Below are 19,984 nucleotides of genomic sequence, written 5' to 3' on the forward strand. Positions count from 1 at the left end.
GTGACAAGGAGACAGCGGGGAACGGAGGGCGAGATGCCCCGACGGTGCGCCGGATGGTATTCGTGGGCGGTGCCCCCGATGACCCCCCGCCTGCGGCGACGCGCCCTGCCCGCCCTCGCCGCCCTGCTCCTCGCCCTGGCCGCCGGCTGCTCCGGCCCCGGCGGCGCACGCCCCGCGGCCGCGCCGACCGGCCGCCCGCCGCTCGCCGAGCAGGTGCCCGCCGGCGCCTCCCCGGCCCTCCGGGCGTACTACGACCAGCGGCTCGCCTGGGCGCCCTGCGACGGCGGGGGTGCCGACGCGGGCGCCGACGCGGGCACCGACGGCGCGGAGGCGGCCGCACCGGCCGTCCAGTGCGCCACCCTCAAGGCCCCGCTGGACTACGCCGACCCCGGCGGCCGCAGCATCGACGTCGCCGTCGTCCGGGTGCCCGCCGCCGACCCCGCCCACCGAATCGGCTCCCTGCTGGTCAACCCCGGCGGGCCCGGCAACTCCGGTGTCAACATGGCCCGGGGCTGGAAGGACGGCCAGGGCCCGATGCGCGACCGCTTCGACGTGGTCGGCTTCGACCCGCGCGGCTCCGGCGCCACGCTGCCCGTCGACTGCCTGGACGACCGCACCCGCGAGCAGTGGATGCGCACCGACGACCCGGCCTACGACCGGGGCCGGGTCCTCGCCGACGCCTGCCGGGCCAAGTACGCCGACGTCCTGCCGTTCCTCGGCACCCGCGACAGCGCCCGCGACATGGACGTGCTGCGCAGCGCCCTCGGCGAACGCAAGCTCGACTTCCTCGGCCTCTCCTACGGCACCTACCTCGGCGTGCTCTACGCCGAGGAGTTCCCCGACCGCACCGGTCGGCTCGTCCTCGACGGCGCCGTCGAACGCAGTACCGACCTGATGCACCTCGACCTCGAACAGGCCGCCGCCACCGAGGCCGGCTTCCGCGCCTTCGCCACCGCCTGCACCGCCGAGGGCGCCGGCTGCCCGCTCGGCACCGACCCGGGCGCCGCCCCGGGGCGGCTCGCCGACTTCCTCGACGGCCTCAAGGACCACCCGCTGCCCACCCGCGACGGCCGCACCGTCACCGCCTCCCTCGGCTGGGGCGTCGTCATCGACACGCTCGCCGACGGCCACGGCAGCTGGTCCCGGCTGCGCTCCGCCCTCGACCCCGCCCTCAGCCGCGGCGAGGGCGACGAACTGCTCCGCTTCTCCGACGGCAACGCCGGCCGCGACGACGACGGCCACTACGAGAACGCCGCGGACGCCTTCGCGGCCATCCACTGCGCCGACGCCCCGCTCGCCCCCAGCGACGCCGACCTGCGCACCGCCCTCGCCGACCTCGACGCCCGGGCCCCGCTCACCAGCCGCCACGACACCCGGCTCGCCCTGCTCGAACCCGACTGCCGCGCCTGGCCGTACCGCTCCACCGAGCGGCCGCACACCGTGACGGCGCCCGGCAGCGCCCCGATCCTGGTGATCGGCGGTACGGAGGACCCGATCACCCCGTACGTGTGGGCGCAGCGGATGGCGGCCGGGCTGCAGCACGGCGTGCTGCTCACCCGCGACGGCGACGGGCACATGTCCTGGTACCACAGCTCCTGCGCGCGCGACGCCGCCGAGGCCTACCTGGTGAACGGGGCGCTGCCGGCCGCCGAGGCACGCTGCGGCTCCGACTGACGGGGCGTGGGACGGCTCCGGCGGCGGGGCCTGCGCCAGGGGGCGTGCCGCGCGAACGCGGCACGCCCCCTGGGGAGTTCGGGCTCCGGGATCAGGGTTCCCGGAGCCCGGGTCGGGCCGACCGGATCAGGCCTTCGGGGCCGTCAGGTCGTAGAAGGTGGTGCCGCCGACCGTCCGGGCGGTGAAGTGGCCGGTCACCCAGGCCTCGATCTGCGCCGCCTCGGTCTGCTGGCCGCCCTCCGAGTCCTCGCCGCCCGCGCCGCCGAAGCCGCGGTGCGAGCCGCCGCCGACGAACCAGTGCACCTTGCCCTCCTGGACGTACTTCTGGAAGCCCGCCAGGCTGAGCGAGGGGTCCGTGCCGTTGAAGCCGCCGAGCGCCATCACCGGCTTGCCGGTGGCGAGTTGGTAGCTCGCGGCGTTCTGCGAACCGGTGGTGGCGGCCGCCCAGGTGTACCGGTCGGCGTCCTGCGAGAGCAGGGACTTCGCCTCGTCGCTCACCTTGGTGCCGCCGAGCAGGCCGCCCATCCCGCCGCCGAAGCCGCCGGGGCCGCCGGTGCCCGCGCCCTCGGGGGCCTGGCCGCCGCCCGGGAACCCGGGGAAGCCGGGCGCACCGGAGGTGCCGCCGGAGCCGGTGGACCCGCCCGCGCCGCGCTCGTGACGGCCGCCGGGGGCGGCGCCGTCGGCGCCCCGGCCGGAGCCGCCGTTGAAACCGCCCTGGCCGCCCTGGCCGCCCTGGCCGTTCTGACCGCCCGGGAAGCCGTGGCCGCCCTGACCACCCCGCCCGCCGAAGCCGCCCTGACCGCCTTGGCCGCCCTGGCTGCCGTTGAAGCCGCCCTGACCGCCCTGGCCGCCCTGGCCGCCGCCGAAGCCGCCCGGGAAGCCCCGGCCGCCCTTGCCGCCCTTGCCGAAGGAGCCCGGCCCGAAGCCCGCACCCTTCACGGACGGACCGGCCGTGATGATCGAGCCGTTGTGCGCCGTCCCCACGGTGTCCACCGCGTACGCGGCCGGCCCGCCGAGCGCCGCCGCCAGGCCCACCAGGCCCGCCACCGAGGCGATCCGCGCGCCCGTCCGTCCGGAGACCCGGCCCGCCACCTGCCCGGCGACCAGCGCCCCCGCGGCCGCCAGTCCGCCGACCAGCACCACCCAGCGCAGCCAGGGCAGGAAGTCGGAGCTGCGCCCGAGCAGGACGAACGCCCACCCGGCCGTCACCGCGAGCACGCCGGCCAGCAGCAGCGCGTACGGCAGCCGGTGCCGGGCCCGCCACAGGCCGTCCACGCCCATGCCGAACAGGGCCGCGACGGCCGGGGCCAGCGCCACCGTGTAGTACTGGTGGAAGATCCCGGACATGAAGCTGAAAACCAGCGCGGTCGAGACCAGCCAGCCGCCCCAGACCAGGAAGGCCGCGCGGGCCGTGTCCGGACGGGCGTAGCGGCGGGTCGCCCAGAGGCCGACCACCAGCAGGATCAGCGCGGCCGGCAGCAGCCAGGCGATCTGCCCGCCGATGTCGCTGCCGAACAGCCGGGTGATGCCGGTCTGGCCCCAGCCCCGGTTGTGTCCGGCGCCGCCCGGCAGGTCGAGCCCGGCGGGCATCCGGCCGCCGCCGCCCACGCTGCCGCGCTCGTTGCCGTCGACCCGGCCGAGGCCGTTGTAGCCGAAGGTCAGCGACAGGAAGTCGTTGTCCTGCGAGCCGCCGACGTACGGGCGGGCCGAGGCGGGCAACAACTCCACGATCGCCACCCACCAGCCGCCGGCGACCAGCACGGCCACGCCCGCGAGCAGGGTCTGCCGCAGCCGCCGCCAGAAGCCGGTGGGCGCCACGACCAGGTAGATCACCGCGAACGCGGGCAGGATCAGGAAGGCCGCCAGCGTCTTGGTGAGGAAGGCGAAGCCGAACATCGCGCCGGTGAACAGCAGCCACCTGGTGCTCGCCGTCTCGACCGCCCGCACCATCCCGTACGCGGCCAGGGTCAGCAGCAGCACCAGCAGCGCGTCCGGGTTGTTGAAGCGGAACATCAGCGCCGCGACCGGGGTGAGCGCCAGTGCCGCGCCCGCCAGCAGGCCGCCGAGCGGGGAGAAGCGGCGGCGCACCGTCGCGTACAGCGCGCCCACGGTGGCGGCGCCCATCAGCGCCTGCGGGGCCAGGATCGACCAGGAGGAGAGGCCGAACAGCCGCACCGACAGTGCCATCGGCCACAGGGACGCCGGGGGCTTGTCGACGGTGATGAAGTTGCCGGCGTCGGAGGAGCCGAAGAAGAAGGCCTTCCAGCTCTGGCTGCCGGCCTGCACGGCCGCCGAGTAGAAGGCGTTGGCCCAGCCGGAGGCGCCCAGGCCCCACAGGTAGAGCACGACCGTCGCGGCCATCAGCGCCAGCAGGGCCGGGCGCACCCAGCGCGGGTCGTCCGCGCGCCCGCGCCAGGCGCGGGCCGGGAGGGTGCGCAGCCGTCCGGACCAGGAGGCCGGGCCCTTGGGGCCGGTCGGCGGCAGGGGCTGCTCGGGGAAGAGCGGCGCCGGGGCCGGCCGTCCGGCCTCCGGCTGCGGCACCTCCGGCGGCGGGTAGTTCGCGGCCTCGGGCCACGGATCGCCGGCCGGAGGGGAGTAGCTGCTCGTGGTCATGCGCCATACCGTGCGTGGCGTGGCTGAGAGAACCGTGAGATGCGGCTGTGAGGCGGGTGTGATCTGCCCGGTCTCCACCCGTCCGGCAACGGGTTCAGCGGGCTCTCATCCGGTCGGGTCGCTCAGGCGGCGGCCGGCATGGTGATGTGCTTGCCCAGCCACTCCAGGGCCGGGGGGATCTCCCGGGTCCAGGTGTGGAAGTTGTGGCCGGCCGTGTCCAGGGTGATCGTGGACATCTTGGTGGGCGCCTTGAAGGCGGCGACCATGGCCTTGGTCTCGTCGTAGTTGTTCTCGTCGAACGCGGTCGTCAGCAGCAGCGAGACCGGCGCGGCCGGCTGGTTCTTGAGCCGCCACAGCAGGTCGTTCTCCTGCTTGAGCTTGTCGTTGCCGCCGAACAGGTCGCCGGTGGTCGGGTCGTGGGCGGCGCTGTAGTAGCCGGAGAGCGCGACCGCGGCCGGGTAGGAGTCGGGCTTGCGCAGGGCGAACTTGAGCGCGCAGTAGCCGCCGGTGGAGTTGCCGATCACGGCCCGGTTGGCCGGGTCGGTGCCGATCCGGTAGGTGGTGGCGAGGGCCTTGGGCAGGTCGCTGGTGAAGAAGGTCTCGACCTGGGGGCCGTTCGGCACGTCGACGCACTCGGTGTCCCGGTTGTCGACCAGGGTCGGGCGGGTCATCACCAGGATGGTCGGCGGCAGCTTCTTCTGCTCGATGGCCTCGAGGGCGGACGCCGGGTACTGCATCAGCGAGATCAGCTTCTCCGGGATGCCCGGGTAGCCGGTCAGCACCACGGCCATCGGGAAGCGCTGCTTGGCGAAGCCCGGCTGGAAGTACTGCGGCGGCAGGTAGACGTACGCCTCGGTGCTCAGACCGGTGCCGGCCCCTTTGACGTCGACCTTCTGGATCAGCCCGGAGCGGTCCGGCTCCGAACCCTGGGACGAGTAGAACTTCTGCTCGCCGGTGACGGACACCCCGGAGGCGTTCGGCTGGTGGTCGACCACCGTGCCGAGGCCGCCGCTCGTGCCCAGCAGGTCGGTCCAGGAGCTGTAGAAGCCGAAGTAGCTGTTGGCGATCAGGCCCATCGCGGCCAGCACCGACAGCTGGGTGGCCAGGAAGGCGCCGATCCGGCCCAGCCAGGACTTCCAGCCCCTGCCGCCGAACTTGGGCCAGAACCACATGGTGGCGGCGAAGACGACGATCGCGATGACCGACGTGATGACCTGGAGGGGGAGTCCGGTGAGGCTGAGCACGTGCCCGATCGTAGTTGACCCCGGTGGGCGGACCGGGACGGCCCCTGCGGGCGACCGTTCGAAAGCTGTTGACCGGGGTGGTTCGTGGTCGGCACGATGTCGCGGGGTGTGTACGGGGTGTGCGCACGGTTTCCTCGGGGTGGGGTTGTGAAGTTCATGGGGTCCACGGGTAAGTCCGTTCTGGCCGTCGGTGCGGCGCTGCTGCTCGCGTCGTGCTCGGGCGGGGGTGGAGGCCCGGGCGGGGCGGCCGCGCCGAGTGCGACGCCGACGGCCACCGCGACGCCGTACGGCACCACGATCGACCAGGCCCTCAAGCCGATCGGCACCGGGTTGACCAAGGCCGCCGCGGCCAAGACCACGGCCGATCTCAACATCGCGCTCGCCGCCGTCGAGTCCGACTCCTACCACGCCTCCCGGAGCCTGAAGGGCGTCGGAACGCCCGCCGGCGCCGAATCCGCCCACACCGACCTAGTGAGTGCCCTGGACTCGCTCTCCCACGAGGCATCGGTCCTCCGCTCCGACCTCAGGAGCAACAAGCTCTGCGGCGTGGAGACCGGCAAGGCGCGGCTCGGCGTCGAGCAGGGGCTGCCGGCCGTCTCGACCGCCCTCACCGAGCTGACGGCGGCGGGCTACCAGGGCACGTTCACCGTCCCGGAGCTGCCCAAGCCGCAGGAGAAGCCGCGGACCCTGGAGAACGGCACGATGGTCCGCGACGGGGAGAACAGCGGAAGGGGCTCACTGGAGGTCGACAACAACGCCGCGAAGGACCTGGTCTTCACGATCGCCCGGAACGGCACCGCGGTGGCCTCGGTGTACGCGGCGAAGGGGCAGCACGTCACGCTCGACGGCATCCGGGACGGCTCGTACGACTTCTACTACACCACCGGGGTGGACTGGGACTCCGAGGCGCGGCAGTTCACCCAGGAATGCGACTTCGTCAAGTTCCAGGAGAAGCACGAGTTCGAGCGGGACGGCGGCGGGACGATCTGGACGATCACCATCCGGCCGCGGGAGGGCAACGGCAACGCCAAGACCGAGAGCCAGAACGCGGACGCCGCGCCGCAGCCGTAGCCCGCTCCGTCTCCGCCCGTAACGGGCATACCAGGACGGGTTGTTGCCGATCGATGGCACAACCCGGCCCGTGGAGTGGCGAGTTGTGCGGGAACTGTTGACCGTTTGAAGTGACCATGGCACTTTCGTGCGGGCGTGGGCCTCGGCGACCAGCCGGGCGGCCCGCGATCCCCCACAAGGAGAGCCATGTTCAAGAGACTTGTCGCGATGGCCGGTGCGAGCGCCGTCGTCGCCGGAGGGCTGGTCCTCGCCGCCGCCCCCGCCCACGCCGTCCAGGCCGCCGACCTGACGTCGACCATCGCCCTGGATGACTGCTCCGCCTCGCTGGTCCGGTTCCCCACCTCGGCCTCCGGCGACCGGGCCATGATGCTCACCAACGGGCACTGCCTGCCGACCATGCCCCCCTACGGCCAGGTCATCCAGAACGTCAGCGCCAGCCGCAGCGGCACCCTGCTGGACGGCGCGGGCAACAGCCTCGGCACCGTCCAGGCCGACAAGGTGATCTACGCGACGATGACCGGCACCGACGTCGCCCTCTACGAACTCACCGACACCTTCGCCTCGATCAGCTCCCGGTACGGCGCCACCGCCCTCACCATCAACGACGCCCACCCGGTCGACGGCTCCTCGATGTACATCCCGTCCTCGTACTGGAAGCAGGTGTGGAACTGCTCCGTCAACGGGTTCGTGCCCACCCTGCGCGAGGACCAGTGGAGCTGGCACGACTCGCTGCGCTACAGCTCCGGCTGCAACACCACCCACGGCACCTCCGGTTCGCCGATCATCGACTCCGCGAGCGGGCGGATCGTCGGCATCAACAACACCGGCAACGACGACGGTGAGATGTGCACCCTCAACAACCCCTGTGAGGTCGCCGCCGACGGCTCCACCAAGGCCTTCAAGGGCCAGAGTTACGGCGAGGAGACCTACTGGTTCACCACCTGCGTCAACTCCGCCCGGACCGTCGACCTCACCGTGCCCGGCTGCCTGCTCACCAAGCCGGCCGGCGCCGCCGTCTCGGTGGGCAACCCCGGTGACCAGTCCACCGCGGTGGGCGGCTCGGTCAACCTGCAGATCAAGGCCTCGGGCGGGACGGCGCCGCTGTCCTACTCGGCGACGGGGCTGCCGGCCGGCCTGGCCATCAACGCCTCGACCGGTGTGATCACCGGCTCGCCGACCGCCGCGGGCAGCTCCAACGTGACGGTCACGGTGAAGGACTCGGCCGGCAAGTCCGGTACGACCAGCTTCACCTGGACGGTCACCGGTGGTGGCGGCGGCTCCTGCACCCCGGCCCAGCTGCTCGGCAACCCGGGCTTCGAGACCGGCACGGCGTCGCCGTGGACCGCGTCCAGCGGCGTGATCGACAACAGCTCCTCGGAGCCGTCCCACGGCGGTAGCTGGAAGGCGTACCTGGACGGCTACGGGAGCACCCACACCGACACGCTGTCCCAGACGGTGAGCATCCCGGCGGGCTGCAAGGCGACGCTGAGCTTCTGGCTGCACGTCGACACCGCCGAGACCGGCAGCACCGCGTACGACAAGCTGGCCGTCTCGGTCAACGGCACCACGCTCAAGACCTACTCGAACGTGGACGCCGCGGCCGGCTACCAGCAGCGCACCTTCGACCTCTCGGCCTACGCGGGCCAGACGGTCACCGTGAAGTTCACCGGCACCGAGGACTCCTCGCTGCAGACCAGCTTCGTGATCGACGACACCTCCGTCCAGACCAGCTGACGCACAGTCGGACGACGGGCCCGGCGGCCACGGCCGCCGGGCCCTGACCGTTATCGGGCCCGGCCTATGCTGATCGGATGATCGAGCCGATAGAACTGGTGATATTCGACTGCGACGGCGTCCTGGTGGACAGCGAGGTGATCGCCGTACGCGTGGTCGGGCAGCTCACCGCCGAGCTCGGGTGGCCGCTCAGCGGGGCCGAGGTGGTCGAGAGGTTCGTCGGGCGGTCGGAGGCGGCCAACCACGCGATGGTGGCGGAGCGGTTCGGGGAGGAGGCCGCGACGCTGTTCGACAAGCGGTTCCGCGAGCTGCACGCCGAGGCCGTGGACGCCGGGCTGACGCCGGTGGACGGGCTGCCGGAGGCGCTGGACGCCCTGGCGGGGCTCGGGCTGCCGATGTGCGTGGCGTCCAGCGGCACGCACGAGAAGATGCGGCACACGCTGGGCCGGACCGGGCTGTACGGGCGCTTCGAGGGCCGGATCTACAGTGCCACCGAGGTCGGGCGCGGCAAGCCCGCGCCCGACCTGTTCCTGCACGCCGCGCGCGGCATGGGCGTCGACCCGGCGGCGTGCGTGGTGGTCGAGGACAGCGGCCCCGGGGTGACGGCCGCCCGTGCCGCCGGGATGCGGGCGCTCGGCTACGCGGGCGGCGTCACGGCGGCGGAGCGGCTGGCCGGGCCGGGCACGGTGGTGTTCGACGACATGCGGGAGCTGCCCGCGCTGATCGCCGCCGGGGCGGTTCACCAGGGGTAGGTGCCGCCGTCGGGGTGGAAGAACCGGCCGGTCGGCCCGGTCAGGGCCGCGCCGAGCTGGTGGGCGATCCGGCGGCCGCCCTCCTGGACGTCGGACGGGCCGGAGTGGTGGTTGAGGTCGGTCGCGCAGTGGCCCGGTTCCAGGGCGCTGACCTTGATCCCCTCGGCGCGCAGGGTACGGGCGTAGACCAGGGTGACGGCGTTCAGCGCGGCCTTGGAGGTGTTGTAGCCGAGCAGCGCCGCGTACTCGCCGGCCGGGGTGTCCGGGTCGGCGAGGACGGAGGAGCTGCCGAGGCCGCTGGAGACGTTGCCGATCAGCGCGGCCGGCGAGCGGCGCAGCAGCGGCAGCATGGCGTTGATGACGGTGACGGCGCCGAACACGTTGGTCTCGTAGGTCGCGCGCAGGTCGTCCAGGGGCAGGTTCTCCGGGGTGGTGCCGAGGTCCCGGGTGATGCCGGCGTTGTTGACGAGGGTGTCCAGCCGGCCGTGCTCGGCGTCGATCAGTGCGGCCGCGGCGGTGACGGTCGCCGGGTCGGTGACGTCCAGGCGGACGGCGCGGGCGGTCAGGCCCTGGGCGGTGAGGGTGGCGGCGGCCGCGGCGCCGCGCTCGGGGTCGCGGGCGCCGAGCAGCAGGGTGTGCCCGGCGCGGGCGAGTTCGGTGGCGGTGGCGAGGCCGATGCCCTTGTTGGCGCCGGTGATCAGGACGATGCGGTTCGTGGTCATGCCTCGACTCTGGCCGGGCGGCGGCGGGGCCGGGAGAGCACTGCCGAGGGTGGTACCGGGAGTGCCATGGTCGGTGTGCGGGGGCCGGGCCAGACTGGGGGCGTGGAACACGTGGACCGGGCGGAGCTGGCCGCCTTCCTGCGGCGCTGGCGCGCCCGCATCCAGCCCGCCGACGTCGGCCTGCCGGCCGGCGGGCGGCGCCGTACCCCGGGCCTGCGCCGGCAGGAGGTGGCGCAGCTGGCGGGCATGTCGGTGGAGTACTACATCCGGCTCGAACAGGGCCGGGGGCCGCGCCCGTCCCGGCAGATGATCGGGGCGATCAGCCGGGCGCTGCGGCTGTCCGAGGACGAGACGGCGCACCTGCACCACCTGGTCGGCGAACCGCCGCTGCCGCCCAGTGGCATGTCCCGCGACGTGCGGCCCGGCATCCTGCACCTGCTCGACCGGCTGGACGACACCCCGGCCATGGTCTGCAGCGCCGCCCGCGACGTCCTCGCCTGGAACGCCATGGCGGCCGCGCTGCTCGGCGACTTCTCCGCCCAGCCGCCCGGCGAGCGCAACCTCATCTGGCGCTTCTTCACCGACCCGGAGTCCCGTGCCCGTCACGAACCGGACGGCGCGGCCCGGTTCGCCCGCCGGGTGGTCGCCGATCTGCGGGCCGCCGCCGCCCGCTACCCCGCCGACAGCGGCCTGCACCGCCTGGTCGAGCGGCTGCTCGCGGCCAGCGCCGAGTTCCGCGAACTGTGGGCGCAGCAGGACGTCGAGATCCGCCGCTCGACCCACAAGCGCATCCTGCATCCGGTGGTCGGCCCGCTCGACCTCGACTGCGAGGCGCTGCACGACCCGCACCGGGACCAGTGGACGATCTTCTTCACCGCCGCGCCCGGCACGCCCTCGCACTCGGCGCTGCGGCTGCTCAAGGTGCTGGGCGGTCAGGACCTCGCGGTGCGGGGTTGAGCTTCGCGGTGCGGGGTTGAGCGGGCGCGTCGTCGGCTATATTGAACGCGTTCAAATGTAATCGGAGGGGCAAGGGGGTACGGGCGCATGGACATCGTGGCGCGCGCGGTGATCGTCTGGATGGCGACCTGGGGGGCGCTCGTCACGTCGCTCCTGCTGCCGTTGCTGCTTCCGGATCGGTGGCACTACTACATCTACTCGCCCGCCAGCGTGGGGCTGTGGATGCTGTCCATGCTGGTCGGCCCCTTCGTGGCCGGCGGCGTCAGCCGGCGGTGGATCCGCACCGGCGCCTGGCGCGGCGGAGCCGGCCGGGGCGTGGCCTGAGCCGGGGCGGGCGCGGCGGGGCCTGGGCCGGCTACCCGGTGGTTCGGCCGCGCAGCACGGTGACGGCCAGGGAGAGGAAGTCGCGGACGGGGCCCGGGAGGTCGCGGTCCTGCGGGACGGCCAGGCAGGTCTCGACGGGCGGGAGGTCGGTGACCGGGAGGTAGGCCAGGTCGGGGCGGGAGTACGAGTCCGCGACGCTCAGCGGGACGAGTGCGACGCCCTGCCCGGAGGCGATCAGCTCGAACTTCTCGTCCAGCGTGTAGGTCCGTCGGCCCCGGGTGGCGAGGAACGGCTCGCCGTCGAGGTCGGCCGAGGTGAGGGCGCGGCGGCCGGCCAGCGGATGCGACACGGGCAGGCAGGCGACCTTCTGCTCCCGCCCGATCGGGACGGTCCGCAGCCCCTCGTCGTCGAACGGGCGGCGCAGGAAGGCGAGATGGGCGCGGCCGTCGCGCAGCGTCGCGTCGCGCTCCCACCAGCGCAGCGGGAACACGTCGACCCCGACCTCGGGGTGGAGCGCGGTGAACGCCCGGATCGCCTCCGAGACGCGCAGCCCGGGGGAGAAGGCGACCACCAGCAGCTGCTCGCCCCGCGCGGCTTCCCGTACGCGGTCCAGGGCGGTGTCCACGGTGGTGCCGATCCGCTGCGCCTCCTCGTACAACGTCCTTCCGGCGGCGGTCAGTTCGATGCTGCGGGTGGACCGGTGGAGCAGTTCGCAGCCCAGTTCGCGCTCGAACGCCCGGATCTGGCGGCTGAGGACGGGCTGGGTGATGTACAATGCCTCGGCCGCCCGGCCGAACTGGCCGTGCTCGGCGACCGCGACGAAGTAGCGGAGTTTGCGCAGGTCCAGGTCCATGCCCGCACGGTATCAATGCGTCCGAAAGGGCATTGGACGTGGCGTCCGGCCCGCCCGGAGACTCGGATCATGACCGACCGCACCCGTTCCACCGCCCTGATCATCGGCGCCTCCCGGACCCTCGGACTCGGGCTCGCCGCCGAACTCCTGCGCCGCGACTGGGATGTCATCGGCACCGTCCGCGGCAGCCGGCGCACCGGCCTGCACGACCTGGCGGACTCCGCCGGCGGGCGGCTGACCGTGGAGTCGCTGGAGATGACCGACGCCGGGCAGATCGCCGCCCTGCGCGACCGACTGGCGGGCCGCGCCCCCGACCGGCCCCTCGACCGTCCTGTCGGCCAGCCCCTCGACCAGATTGTCGACCGTCCTCTCGACCTGCTGTTCGTCAACGCCGCCGTCACCCGCGGCGACCTGCCGATCGGCGAGGTCCCGACCGACATGTTCACCGAGGTGATGGTGACCAACGCGCTCAGCCCGATGCGCGTGGTGGAGGTGCTCGGCCCGCTCGTCGCGCCCGCCGGGACGATCGGCGTGATGTCCTCGGACCAGGGCAGCATCAGCCGCAACACCCGCGGCGGGCAGGACCTGTACCGGGCCAGCAAGTCCGCGCTCAACCAGCTGATGCGCTGCTACGCGGCCCGCCGGGGCCCGGAGGACGAGCGGACGCTGCTGCTGATGGACCCGGGCTGGGTGCGCACCGAGCTGGGCGGGTTCGAGGCCGAACTGAGCGTGGAGGAGAGCGTTCCCGGGGTGGCGGAGACCATCGAGCGGCACCGGGGCAAGGGCGGCCTGCACTTCGTGGACCACCTGGGGCAGGTCGTGGCCTGGTAATTCGCTTGCCGGGGGCGATCGGCGCTGGCAGGGTCGGGCGCCATGCCCCAGAAGATGCACGCGGACGAACTGGACATCGACGAGGCGCTGGTCCGCCGGATGGTGGCCGCGCGGTTCCCGCGCTGGGCCGGTCTGCCGGTCGAGCTGGTGGACTCGGCCGGGACCAGCAACGCGATGTACCGGCTCGGCGCCGAGCTGGTGGTGCGGATCCCGCGCATCCCCGGGGCGGCCGAGGACATCGGCAAGGAGCACACCTGGCTGCGCCGCCTCGCCCCCGAACTCCCCGTCGCCGTGCCGGTTCCGGTGGCCCTGGGCGAGCCGTTCGACGGCTGCCCGTGGGAGTGGTCGGTGCTGCGCTGGCTGGACGGGGCCAACCCGGTGGCCGGGGACGTACGCCAACCGGAGCAGCTGGCCCAGGACTTGGCCGCGTTCGTGACCGCGCTGCACCGGGCCGACCCGGCGGGCGCCCCGGCCTCCTACCGCAGCGAGCCGCTGGCGGCGCGGGACGCGGCGGTCCGGCGGGCGATCGCGGCGCTGACGGACGTGGTGGACACGTGGGCGGTAACCGTGCAGTGGAAGAAGGCACTTGGTGCGCTTGAGCACCCCGGCCCGCCGGTCTGGATCCACGCCGACCTCCAGCCCGGCAACCTGCTGGTCGACGAGCCCGGCCGGCTCAGCGCCGTCATCGACTTCGGCTGCGCGGGCCTCGGCGACCCGGCCGTGGACCTGCTCCCCGCCTGGTACGTGCTTCCGGCTTCGGCCCGTGACTCCTTCCGAAGGGTCGTCGGCGCCGATGACGCGGCCTGGGAGCGGGGGAGGGGCTGGGCGTTGTCCGTGGCGCTGATGGAGTTGGACTACTACCGGGCCAGCAACCCTCGGATGGTGCGCACCGCCCGGCACGTGGTCGACGAGCTGCTCGCCGACCACGGCGCGGCGGCCTGACGGGCTCTTACGAGGAGACGACGACCTGGGCCCCCGCAAGGGGCCGCTTGGCCATACCCAGGCGCTCGTACACGGCTATCGCCGACTGATTCCCTCCGTGCACCATGAGGGCGGCCCGCCCGTGCCGGCGCACCAACTCCCCGAGGACGAAACCGCAGACGGCCTGCGCCAGCCCGCGCCCACGGGCGGCGGGGTGCGTGCACACGCCGGCCATGAACCCGCAACCGTCCGCCGACCAGACGTCCGCTGCCACGGCCAGGGGCTCCGGTGGGGTGCGGCCGTCGAGGGAGTCGACGATCCCGGCCCAACGGTGCGCACCGCCGTCCTCCGGCTGTGCGAACGAGTCGGGGAAGAAGCGGTCGAACAGCGAGGTCGCCTCCTTCACCGTCACCTCGTCCAGCCACTCCACCGCGATGGCGGGCGGGGCGGGTGCGGTCGAGGTCTCCATCCAGTAGAACCGGGGGAACAGCGACAGACCGGGGATCGCGTCGGCCAGCGACTCGATCAACGACGCCTGGCCGACGGGGCGGTACGTCGGTCCGACCTCGGTCAGCACGTGCCGCACCAGCCGTGCGGCGTCATCGGCACTGCCCTTGACCACCAGCCGGTCCCGCGCGGAGAGGTCGGGGCTCGCCACCGCGAGGGCCGTCCCGTGGCGCCAGGCCCGCACTCCCGGGCCGAGTCGGCCGTCATGCTGCCCCTGGGCCGCCCACAGCAGGTGCCCGTCTCCGGCTGCGGCTTCCTCGACGTCGTCGAGACGGATGAGTTCTTCCATGCGTCTTTACCTATCAAGCGGTTTGATCATGTGCAGTGATCCAGCACTCACCCGGCCCCACCTGGGGTCGGCGGCAGCCGCCACTCGAAGGGCCACAGCTCGGCCGCCCAGACGGCGTCGGCTACGGCGGCTGCGGCGGGGGCCGCGGGGGTGCGCAGGAAGGTGCGGTGGCGGAGGAGTTCGCGGCGCTCGGCGGAGGTGAGCAGGCGCTCGTCCGGCCCGAGGTTGCCGTAGGCGTTCGGGTCGAGGCCGGGGCGGCCGTCGATCGGGGCGTCCTCGGCGGCGTTGAGCAGGTCGCCGTCGGCGGTGCGGTAGTCGAGACGGAAGTCGGTGCGCCACTGGGAGTTGCCGCCCCAGCCCTGGGAGAGGTCCCGGGTGGGACGGTGGGCGCGGCGGTGCGTCCAGAAGAGCGGCCAGCGGTCGGCCACCCCGCGTTCCGCGTGCGCGGCGCCCGCCTGGACCCGGATGCCGGCCCGGCTGAACAGCAGCTCGCCGAGCATCAGGCCGGGGTGGCGGACGTCCAGGATCTCGATGGGGGAGTCCGGGTCCTCGTCCTGCTCGACCTCGGTGATCTCGTGCAGGAACGGGTCGAAGGAGGGCTGTTCGACGACCGGCGTCATGCCGAGAGTGGTGAAGAGGTCGAGGTAGGGCGGGAGTTGGGGGTCGAGGAGGAGGAAGTCACTGACCCGGCTGAGGGCGTAGAGCTCCTCGAGGAGGTCCGCGTCATCGGCCCACCAGCGGTCGCGTGGCGTGGCGGCGATGCGCAGGCGTGCGCGGTAGCCGTCGGTGGCGGCCTGGTCGAGCCAGGAGCCGATGACGTCCTCGTAGGGGCCGTCGGTGTCGAGTAGCGCCTCGTACAGCGCTCGGGCTTTCACCCCGGTGATCCTGGCAGGTTTTGCCAAACGGTCGACCAACGCGGTGGCCGGCCCGGGTAGCGTCCCTGGTCATGAGCTCAGTGAACGTGAACGACGAAGCGGCCCAACTGCCCGATGCCTGGCGCTCGGTGGTGCTGGAGCGGGTCGGTACGGCGGCGGTGAAGGTGCTGCGGATGGACGGCCGGGAGCTGGAGGAGGAGGTGCACGGGACGGCCGAGGTGCTGTTCGTCGCCGACGGCGTCCTGGAACTGGATCTGGAGGGCGAGGCGGTGACAGTCGGCACCGGCGAGCTGTGCCGGGTGCCTGCGGGCGCACGGCATGCGGTGCGGGCGGGGAGTCGCGGGACGTTGCTGATCGTGGAGGTCCCCGAGGGGGAGTGACGGACGGCGGTGCCTCGCCCGGGAGTGGGCGAGGCACCGCGAAGTGGTCACTCAGAGGAGACCGAAGTCGAACTCCCCGGCGGAGATGGCCGTGATGAAGGCCTCGTGCGCCGCCCGGCCGGACCCGCCGGGCGGCTACCCGAGGTTCTCCTCGCCCCAGGTGTCGAACCAGCGCAGCCAGATGGGCGTGTCCTTGCCGTGGTGGTGTTGCCTCCTGGTGGCCTCGCGCTGTTCCGGGGTGATCTGAGGCTCCTCGCGGGCCAGCCAGTCGAGGTACCACTCGGCGAAGGTGGCCGGGCGGCCCTCGTCGGTCAGCAGCGGGTTGAGGCGGTCGCAGGTCGGGCGGCCGTCGAACCACATGGTGCCGCGGTGCGGGCCGGTGACGACGAGCAGGGCGGAGAAGCCGTGGCCGTGGCCCTTGAGGAACACGGCGCCGGTGGCCCGGTCGCGCTCCGCCGCCTCGGCCGCCTCCTCCCAGGCGGTGCGGGCGGCGAGCCACTCCTCGGGGCGTTGGTGGTCCTCCTCGCGCGGGGGGCTGTCCCACACCGCGTCGGCCGTCGCCAGCGCGCGGTCGTGGTCGGGGAACGGCGTGCCGAGGCGGGTCAGCTCGGTGGACTCGTCGCCCGCCCAGTGCCAGCCGTCCGGCCCGTGCCGCAGTTCCCGGGGGAAGTGGCCGCCGGCGCTGACCCGGAGCAGGAAGTCGCGGTAGTCGGCCGGGAAGGTGATGCCGAACTGGCGCTCCGCCCCGCCGACCTGGGCCTCGGTGAGCGGTGGCGCCGGAGCTTCGCCGGTCGCCCCGCCGCCGTACCCGGCCCGGCTCTCGTGCAGTGCGCGCAGCCGCTGCCCCACCTGGTCCCAGTCCGTGTTCAGCACGGTCGGTCACCCTAGCGAACGGCCTGCGCTCCTACACTGGCAGCCATGGCGGACCCGCAGCCCTTCTCGGCCTTCCACATCCCCAACGCCGACCCGGCGACCACCGACCGGCTGGTCACCGCGCTGGACGTCCAGGCCGCCAACCCCGGGGTGCGGCGACTGCGCGCGTGGGCGCACGCGCACCTGGCGGCGCGCCCCGGTGAGCGCGTGCTGGACATCGGCTCCGGCACCGGTTCGGAGGCCCTCGTCCTCGCGGCGGCGGTCGGCCCGGACGGTACCGCGGCGGGGCTCGAACCCAACCCGGGCCTGCGCGCCGTCGCCGAGCGCCGCGCCGCCGAGGCGGGCAGCTCCGCCCGTTTCCTCGACGGCGACGCGCTTGCCCTGCCGCTGCCCGACGGCGAGTTGGACGCGGTCCGGTGCGAGCGCGTCCTCCAGCACCTGGACGAACCGGCGCAGGCCGTGGCGGAGATGGCCAGGGTGCTGCGGCCGGGTGGCCGGGTCGCCCTGCTGGACACCGACTGGGCCACGCTCCTCCTCCACCCGGCCGGCCCGGAGGCCCACCCCGGGCTGGCCGCCGTCGCCCGGGCCGCCGCCAGTACCCCGGACGCCGGACGCCACCTGACGGGCTGGCTGGCCGCGGCGGGCCTGACCGTCGACCACGTCGGTGCCGACGTCCTGCTGCACGACCCCGACACCGTCCCCTGGCCGCTCCTGCGCGGCCTCGCCACGGCGGCCGTCGCCCGCGGGCTGCTCACCGAGGCGCAACGCGACGACCTGTACGCCGAACTCACGGCCGCGGCCGAGCGGGGCGCCTTCCACTTCTCCGTGACGATGTTCGCCGCGATCGCCCACCGGCCGGTCTGACCGTCAGCTGAGGTCGCCTGCACAGGAAGTCGGCCCGGCCGACTTCCTGTCGTGACGTACCCTGTGCGGCATACACATCCTTGATGACCCCACCGTGTCGCCCCGGCTCCGCAGTTCCTTTGGGGCGCGTACGCGGCGATATGCACCGACATCTGCCGATCGGATCAGGCAGTACGCGACGGCTGTCGACGCGGAACCCGAGATCGTGGACGCGATGATCCGGTTCGAGGGGCGATACGGCGGCCTGTTCTACTCGCCGCGAGGCGGCAACGCCAGTGAGTACGGCCTGGACGGGGATCCGTCTGCCCACTGGACGTCCTACGGCTGGGCCTTCCCCGGAATCCTGGACGGTTACGCGACCTGTCGGGTGGACGTACTGGCGGACGGCCGCACCGCGATACCGGTACCGGGGTCGGCGCACCGGCTGATCAACAGCAGCGTCGATCAGCGTCTGGAGGCCGACGCGTTGTCGGCGAGCGTGTACCGGTGGCCGCACCTCGCCCTGCGGACAACCACTGGCCTTGGAGCGGACCCTTCCGTCGCCGAGGAACATCTGCCACCCCGCGTGGACGAGGCAACCGGCCCCGCCGACAAGTGGTGGTTCGACGGCAGGTCGGCCTTCAACCTGGAGCTCCACAGCTGGTGGACACCGCGGACAGGCTGTGACACCTGGACAGTGCGCTGCTTCGCACTGGACGATGCCGCTCTCGACCGAGCCGCCTCCGCCCTGCGGGCCGCAGTCCCCGGACTCACCACCGCCCTGTTCGACTGGTGCTCACTGTGCGGCCGGGCCCTGGACGCAGGCCGATCCTGCCTACCCGCCCTTCCCCCGGCGCGGCGGTAGCACTCAGCGCCCTGCTCAATCCGCACCGCCGCCCCGTGGATGCCGTGGATGCCGCGGGTCTGTCAGAGCCCGTCGCCATACCGGCCCGCGAAAGCAGCTAGTGCACGAAGGGGTGGAGCCCTACAGTGGCGCCCCGTCACCCTTGGTCCGGACCTGGAGCCCTTCGCCCATGCCTTCGCCCGCCGCGTACCGATCGCCGAGATCGCTCGCCACCGCCGCCACCGTCCTGCTCGTCGTCTGCGGTGCGGTCACGCTCGTCCAACTCGTCGCCGACGCCCTCCGGTACCAAGCGGCGGGTGAGCTGCCGGGCACCGTCCAGTTCGACGACAGCGGGTTCGGCGACGCCAGCGCGTTCGGTCTCTCGCACTGGCTCTATCTGATCGCGTCCCTGCTGTACAGCCTGACCCTGATGGGGGCGATGGTCACCTTCCTCAGCTGGTTCCACCGGGTGCGGGTGAACGCCGAGTGGCTGAGCCCGCGCGGGCACCGGCACAGCCGGGGCTGGGCGATCGGTGGCTGGTTCACGCCCGTGATCTTCTTCTGGTTCCCCTGGCGGATCGCCTGCGACATCTGGCAGGCCGGTGTCCGGCCGGATGCGTCCGGGGTGCGGACGCCGCTCCCGACGACGGTCGTCAACGTCTGGTGGGTCAGCTTCTGCCTGGCCAACGTGGTGGACGAGCTGGGAAGCCGGTCGACCGACGCGGCGCGCCACCCGGACCAGTACCAGCAGGGCGTGGCCTGGCTGATCGCCTCCGACGCGCTCGAACTGGTCGCCGCCGTCCTCGCCGTCCTGGTGGTGCGGACGGTGACGGACATGCAGGAGGAACGTTTCGCCGAGCACACCGCCGCCACCTCGTACGGGGTGCACGTGTCGGCCGTCGAGAGCTGAGCCGCCCCCGCTCCACGACGGGAGCGCACCGGAAGTCGGTCCAGCCGACTTCCGGTGCGCTCTTCCAATGCCGTCAGCCGTCAGCCGTCAGGCCGGCGAGCCCGCCCAGGCCGCCAGCTGCGCGAAGTCGTCCGCCGTCAGGCCGACCTTCGGGTCGACGTGGTGGAGCAGCGCCGGGCCGTCGTGGTGGGCCCGGACCCAGGCGCGGTCCGCGTCCGTGATGTTGTCGTCGACCCAGGCGAAGGGGCGGCCCTGCGCCCAGGCGACGATCTCCGGGGTCTTCCAGAACACCCCGTCAGCCGTCTCCGGCCGGGGACCGGACCAGGCGACGTACGGCAGTTCGGGCAGCCCCAGGACGGGCCCGATGAAGGAGTTCGCCTCCTCCTCCCAGGTCGTCGCCCACACCAGGTCGAAGGGCAGCGCGGCCGGCGCCGGCCCGTGCTCCGGGTTGAGCCACACCCGCAGCGGCTTCGGCGCCTTGTGGGGCGTGCCCCACCACGCGAGCCGCCGCCGCTCGGCAGCCTCCCAACGCGGGGTCATCAGCCGGTGGGTCCGGTAGCCCTCCGGCCGCCGGTGCGGCTTCGCGGCATCGGGGTTCAACGGCCCGTCCACGTCCACCAGCAGCGCCGGCCGCACCATCCCGCACCTCCTCGACCGTCGTCGAACGGTACCCGGTGCACCGGCCGGGCCGAAGCGGATTTCTCCCCCGCCCGCCGACTGTCGTAGGCGGCGGGCAAGCTGTGTGCCATGACGCTCGCTCAGTCTCT

General features: G+C 73.3%; 19 protein-coding genes and 2 pseudogenes. 13 read left to right on the forward strand and 8 right to left on the reverse strand.

Going from position 1 to position 19,984, the window contains the following annotated elements:
* Positions 1-78 precede the first annotated feature (78 nt).
* Complete coding sequence (locus ACZ58X_RS34080) at positions 79-1,674, forward strand: alpha/beta hydrolase (protein ID WP_470337435.1); 1,596 nt, start codon at positions 79-81, stop codon at positions 1,672-1,674.
* A 126-nt stretch (positions 1,675-1,800) separates the two neighbouring features.
* On the opposite strand, the gene ACZ58X_RS34085 is transcribed toward ACZ58X_RS34080, so the two are convergent.
* Complete coding sequence (locus tag ACZ58X_RS34085) at positions 1,801-4,287, reverse strand: glycosyltransferase family 39 protein (protein ID WP_470337436.1); 2,487 nt, start codon at positions 4,285-4,287, stop codon at positions 1,801-1,803.
* A 122-nt stretch (positions 4,288-4,409) separates the two neighbouring features.
* Positions 4,410-5,531, reverse strand: coding sequence for an alpha/beta hydrolase (locus tag ACZ58X_RS34090; protein ID WP_470337437.1), 1,122 nt, complete (start codon positions 5,529-5,531; stop codon positions 4,410-4,412).
* A 156-nt stretch (positions 5,532-5,687) separates the two neighbouring features.
* Here ACZ58X_RS34090 and ACZ58X_RS34095 point away from each other — a divergent pair, with 156 nt between their 5' ends.
* The 4 genes and pseudogenes from ACZ58X_RS34095 to ACZ58X_RS34110 all read left to right on the forward strand — a co-directional run bounded on the left by ACZ58X_RS34095 (position 5,688) and on the right by ACZ58X_RS34110 (position 9,088).
* Entirely contained in the window at positions 5,688-6,602 is a 915-nt protein-coding gene (locus tag ACZ58X_RS34095) for a hypothetical protein (RefSeq protein ID WP_470337438.1), read from the forward strand.
* A 366-nt stretch (positions 6,603-6,968) separates the two neighbouring features.
* A pseudogene (locus ACZ58X_RS34100) lies at positions 6,969-7,406 on the forward strand (trypsin-like peptidase domain-containing protein); the annotation flags it as partial.
* A gap of 201 nt (positions 7,407-7,607) precedes the next feature.
* A pseudogene (locus ACZ58X_RS34105) lies at positions 7,608-8,336 on the forward strand (Ig domain-containing protein); the annotation flags it as partial.
* A 77-nt stretch (positions 8,337-8,413) separates the two neighbouring features.
* On the forward strand, positions 8,414-9,088 hold the full coding sequence (locus ACZ58X_RS34110; protein ID WP_470337439.1) for an HAD family hydrolase: 675 nt from the start codon (positions 8,414-8,416) through the stop codon (positions 9,086-9,088).
* On the opposite strand, the gene ACZ58X_RS34115 is transcribed toward ACZ58X_RS34110, so the two are convergent.
* The gene (locus tag ACZ58X_RS34115) at positions 9,076-9,810 is read right to left on the reverse strand and encodes an SDR family NAD(P)-dependent oxidoreductase (protein ID WP_470337440.1); all 735 of its coding nucleotides are present in this window, start codon (positions 9,808-9,810) and stop codon (positions 9,076-9,078) included. The two genes, ACZ58X_RS34110 and ACZ58X_RS34115, sit on opposite strands and share 13 nt — an antisense overlap.
* A gap of 102 nt (positions 9,811-9,912) precedes the next feature.
* Between ACZ58X_RS34115 and ACZ58X_RS34120 the strand changes: the two genes are divergently transcribed.
* Together ACZ58X_RS34120 and ACZ58X_RS34125 are read left to right on the forward strand one after the other, a co-directional pair.
* Complete coding sequence (locus ACZ58X_RS34120; protein WP_470337441.1) at positions 9,913-10,767, forward strand: helix-turn-helix transcriptional regulator; 855 nt, start codon at positions 9,913-9,915, stop codon at positions 10,765-10,767.
* An 87-nt stretch (positions 10,768-10,854) separates the two neighbouring features.
* The gene (locus ACZ58X_RS34125; protein ID WP_470337442.1) at positions 10,855-11,091 is read left to right on the forward strand and encodes a hypothetical protein; all 237 of its coding nucleotides are present in this window, start codon (positions 10,855-10,857) and stop codon (positions 11,089-11,091) included.
* A 31-nt stretch (positions 11,092-11,122) separates the two neighbouring features.
* Here the strand turns inward: ACZ58X_RS34125 and ACZ58X_RS34130 are convergent, their stop codons facing one another.
* On the reverse strand, positions 11,123-11,944 hold the full coding sequence (locus ACZ58X_RS34130; RefSeq protein WP_470337443.1) for a LysR family transcriptional regulator: 822 nt from the start codon (positions 11,942-11,944) through the stop codon (positions 11,123-11,125).
* 69 nt (positions 11,945-12,013) lie between these two features.
* Here ACZ58X_RS34130 and ACZ58X_RS34135 point away from each other — a divergent pair, with 69 nt between their 5' ends.
* Together ACZ58X_RS34135 and ACZ58X_RS34140 are read left to right on the forward strand one after the other, a co-directional pair.
* Positions 12,014-12,775: an SDR family oxidoreductase gene (locus ACZ58X_RS34135; protein WP_470337444.1), complete on the forward strand. Its 762-nt coding sequence runs from the start codon at positions 12,014-12,016 to the stop codon at positions 12,773-12,775.
* A gap of 42 nt (positions 12,776-12,817) precedes the next feature.
* Entirely contained in the window at positions 12,818-13,717 is a 900-nt protein-coding gene (locus tag ACZ58X_RS34140) for an aminoglycoside phosphotransferase family protein (protein WP_470337445.1), read from the forward strand.
* Between the two features lie 7 nt (positions 13,718-13,724).
* Here the strand turns inward: ACZ58X_RS34140 and ACZ58X_RS34145 are convergent, their stop codons facing one another.
* Together ACZ58X_RS34145 and ACZ58X_RS34150 are read right to left on the reverse strand one after the other, a co-directional pair.
* The gene (locus tag ACZ58X_RS34145) at positions 13,725-14,492 is read right to left on the reverse strand and encodes a GNAT family N-acetyltransferase (RefSeq protein ID WP_470337446.1); all 768 of its coding nucleotides are present in this window, start codon (positions 14,490-14,492) and stop codon (positions 13,725-13,727) included.
* A gap of 47 nt (positions 14,493-14,539) precedes the next feature.
* Positions 14,540-15,367, reverse strand: a complete 828-nt coding sequence (locus tag ACZ58X_RS34150; protein WP_470337447.1) for a hypothetical protein — start codon at positions 15,365-15,367, stop codon at positions 14,540-14,542.
* A 71-nt stretch (positions 15,368-15,438) separates the two neighbouring features.
* Here ACZ58X_RS34150 and ACZ58X_RS34155 point away from each other — a divergent pair, with 71 nt between their 5' ends.
* A complete protein-coding gene (locus ACZ58X_RS34155; RefSeq protein WP_470337448.1) occupies positions 15,439-15,747 on the forward strand; it encodes a cupin domain-containing protein in 309 nt (102 codons plus the stop codon).
* Between the two features lie 135 nt (positions 15,748-15,882).
* On the opposite strand, the gene ACZ58X_RS34160 is transcribed toward ACZ58X_RS34155, so the two are convergent.
* Positions 15,883-16,620, reverse strand: a complete 738-nt coding sequence (locus ACZ58X_RS34160; protein ID WP_470337449.1) for an SMI1/KNR4 family protein — start codon at positions 16,618-16,620, stop codon at positions 15,883-15,885.
* A 45-nt stretch (positions 16,621-16,665) separates the two neighbouring features.
* Between ACZ58X_RS34160 and ACZ58X_RS34165 the strand changes: the two genes are divergently transcribed.
* The 3 genes from ACZ58X_RS34165 to ACZ58X_RS34175 all read left to right on the forward strand — a co-directional run bounded on the left by ACZ58X_RS34165 (position 16,666) and on the right by ACZ58X_RS34175 (position 19,217).
* Positions 16,666-17,484 carry a methyltransferase domain-containing protein gene (locus ACZ58X_RS34165; RefSeq protein WP_470337450.1) on the forward strand — a complete coding sequence of 273 codons (819 nt, stop codon included), beginning with the start codon at positions 16,666-16,668 and terminating at the stop codon, positions 17,482-17,484.
* Between the two features lie 214 nt (positions 17,485-17,698).
* On the forward strand, positions 17,699-18,328 hold the full coding sequence (locus ACZ58X_RS34170; protein WP_470337451.1) for a hypothetical protein: 630 nt from the start codon (positions 17,699-17,701) through the stop codon (positions 18,326-18,328).
* Between the two features lie 169 nt (positions 18,329-18,497).
* Entirely contained in the window at positions 18,498-19,217 is a 720-nt protein-coding gene (locus tag ACZ58X_RS34175; protein ID WP_470337452.1) for a DUF4328 domain-containing protein, read from the forward strand.
* Positions 19,218-19,304: 87 nt separating this feature from the next.
* Here ACZ58X_RS34175 and ACZ58X_RS34180 read toward each other — a convergent pair whose 3' ends face one another.
* Positions 19,305-19,856, reverse strand: a complete 552-nt coding sequence (locus tag ACZ58X_RS34180) for an HAD domain-containing protein (protein WP_470337453.1) — start codon at positions 19,854-19,856, stop codon at positions 19,305-19,307.
* Positions 19,857-19,984 lie beyond the last annotated feature (128 nt).

Source organism: Kitasatospora sp. NPDC040550 (assembly GCF_055594965.1).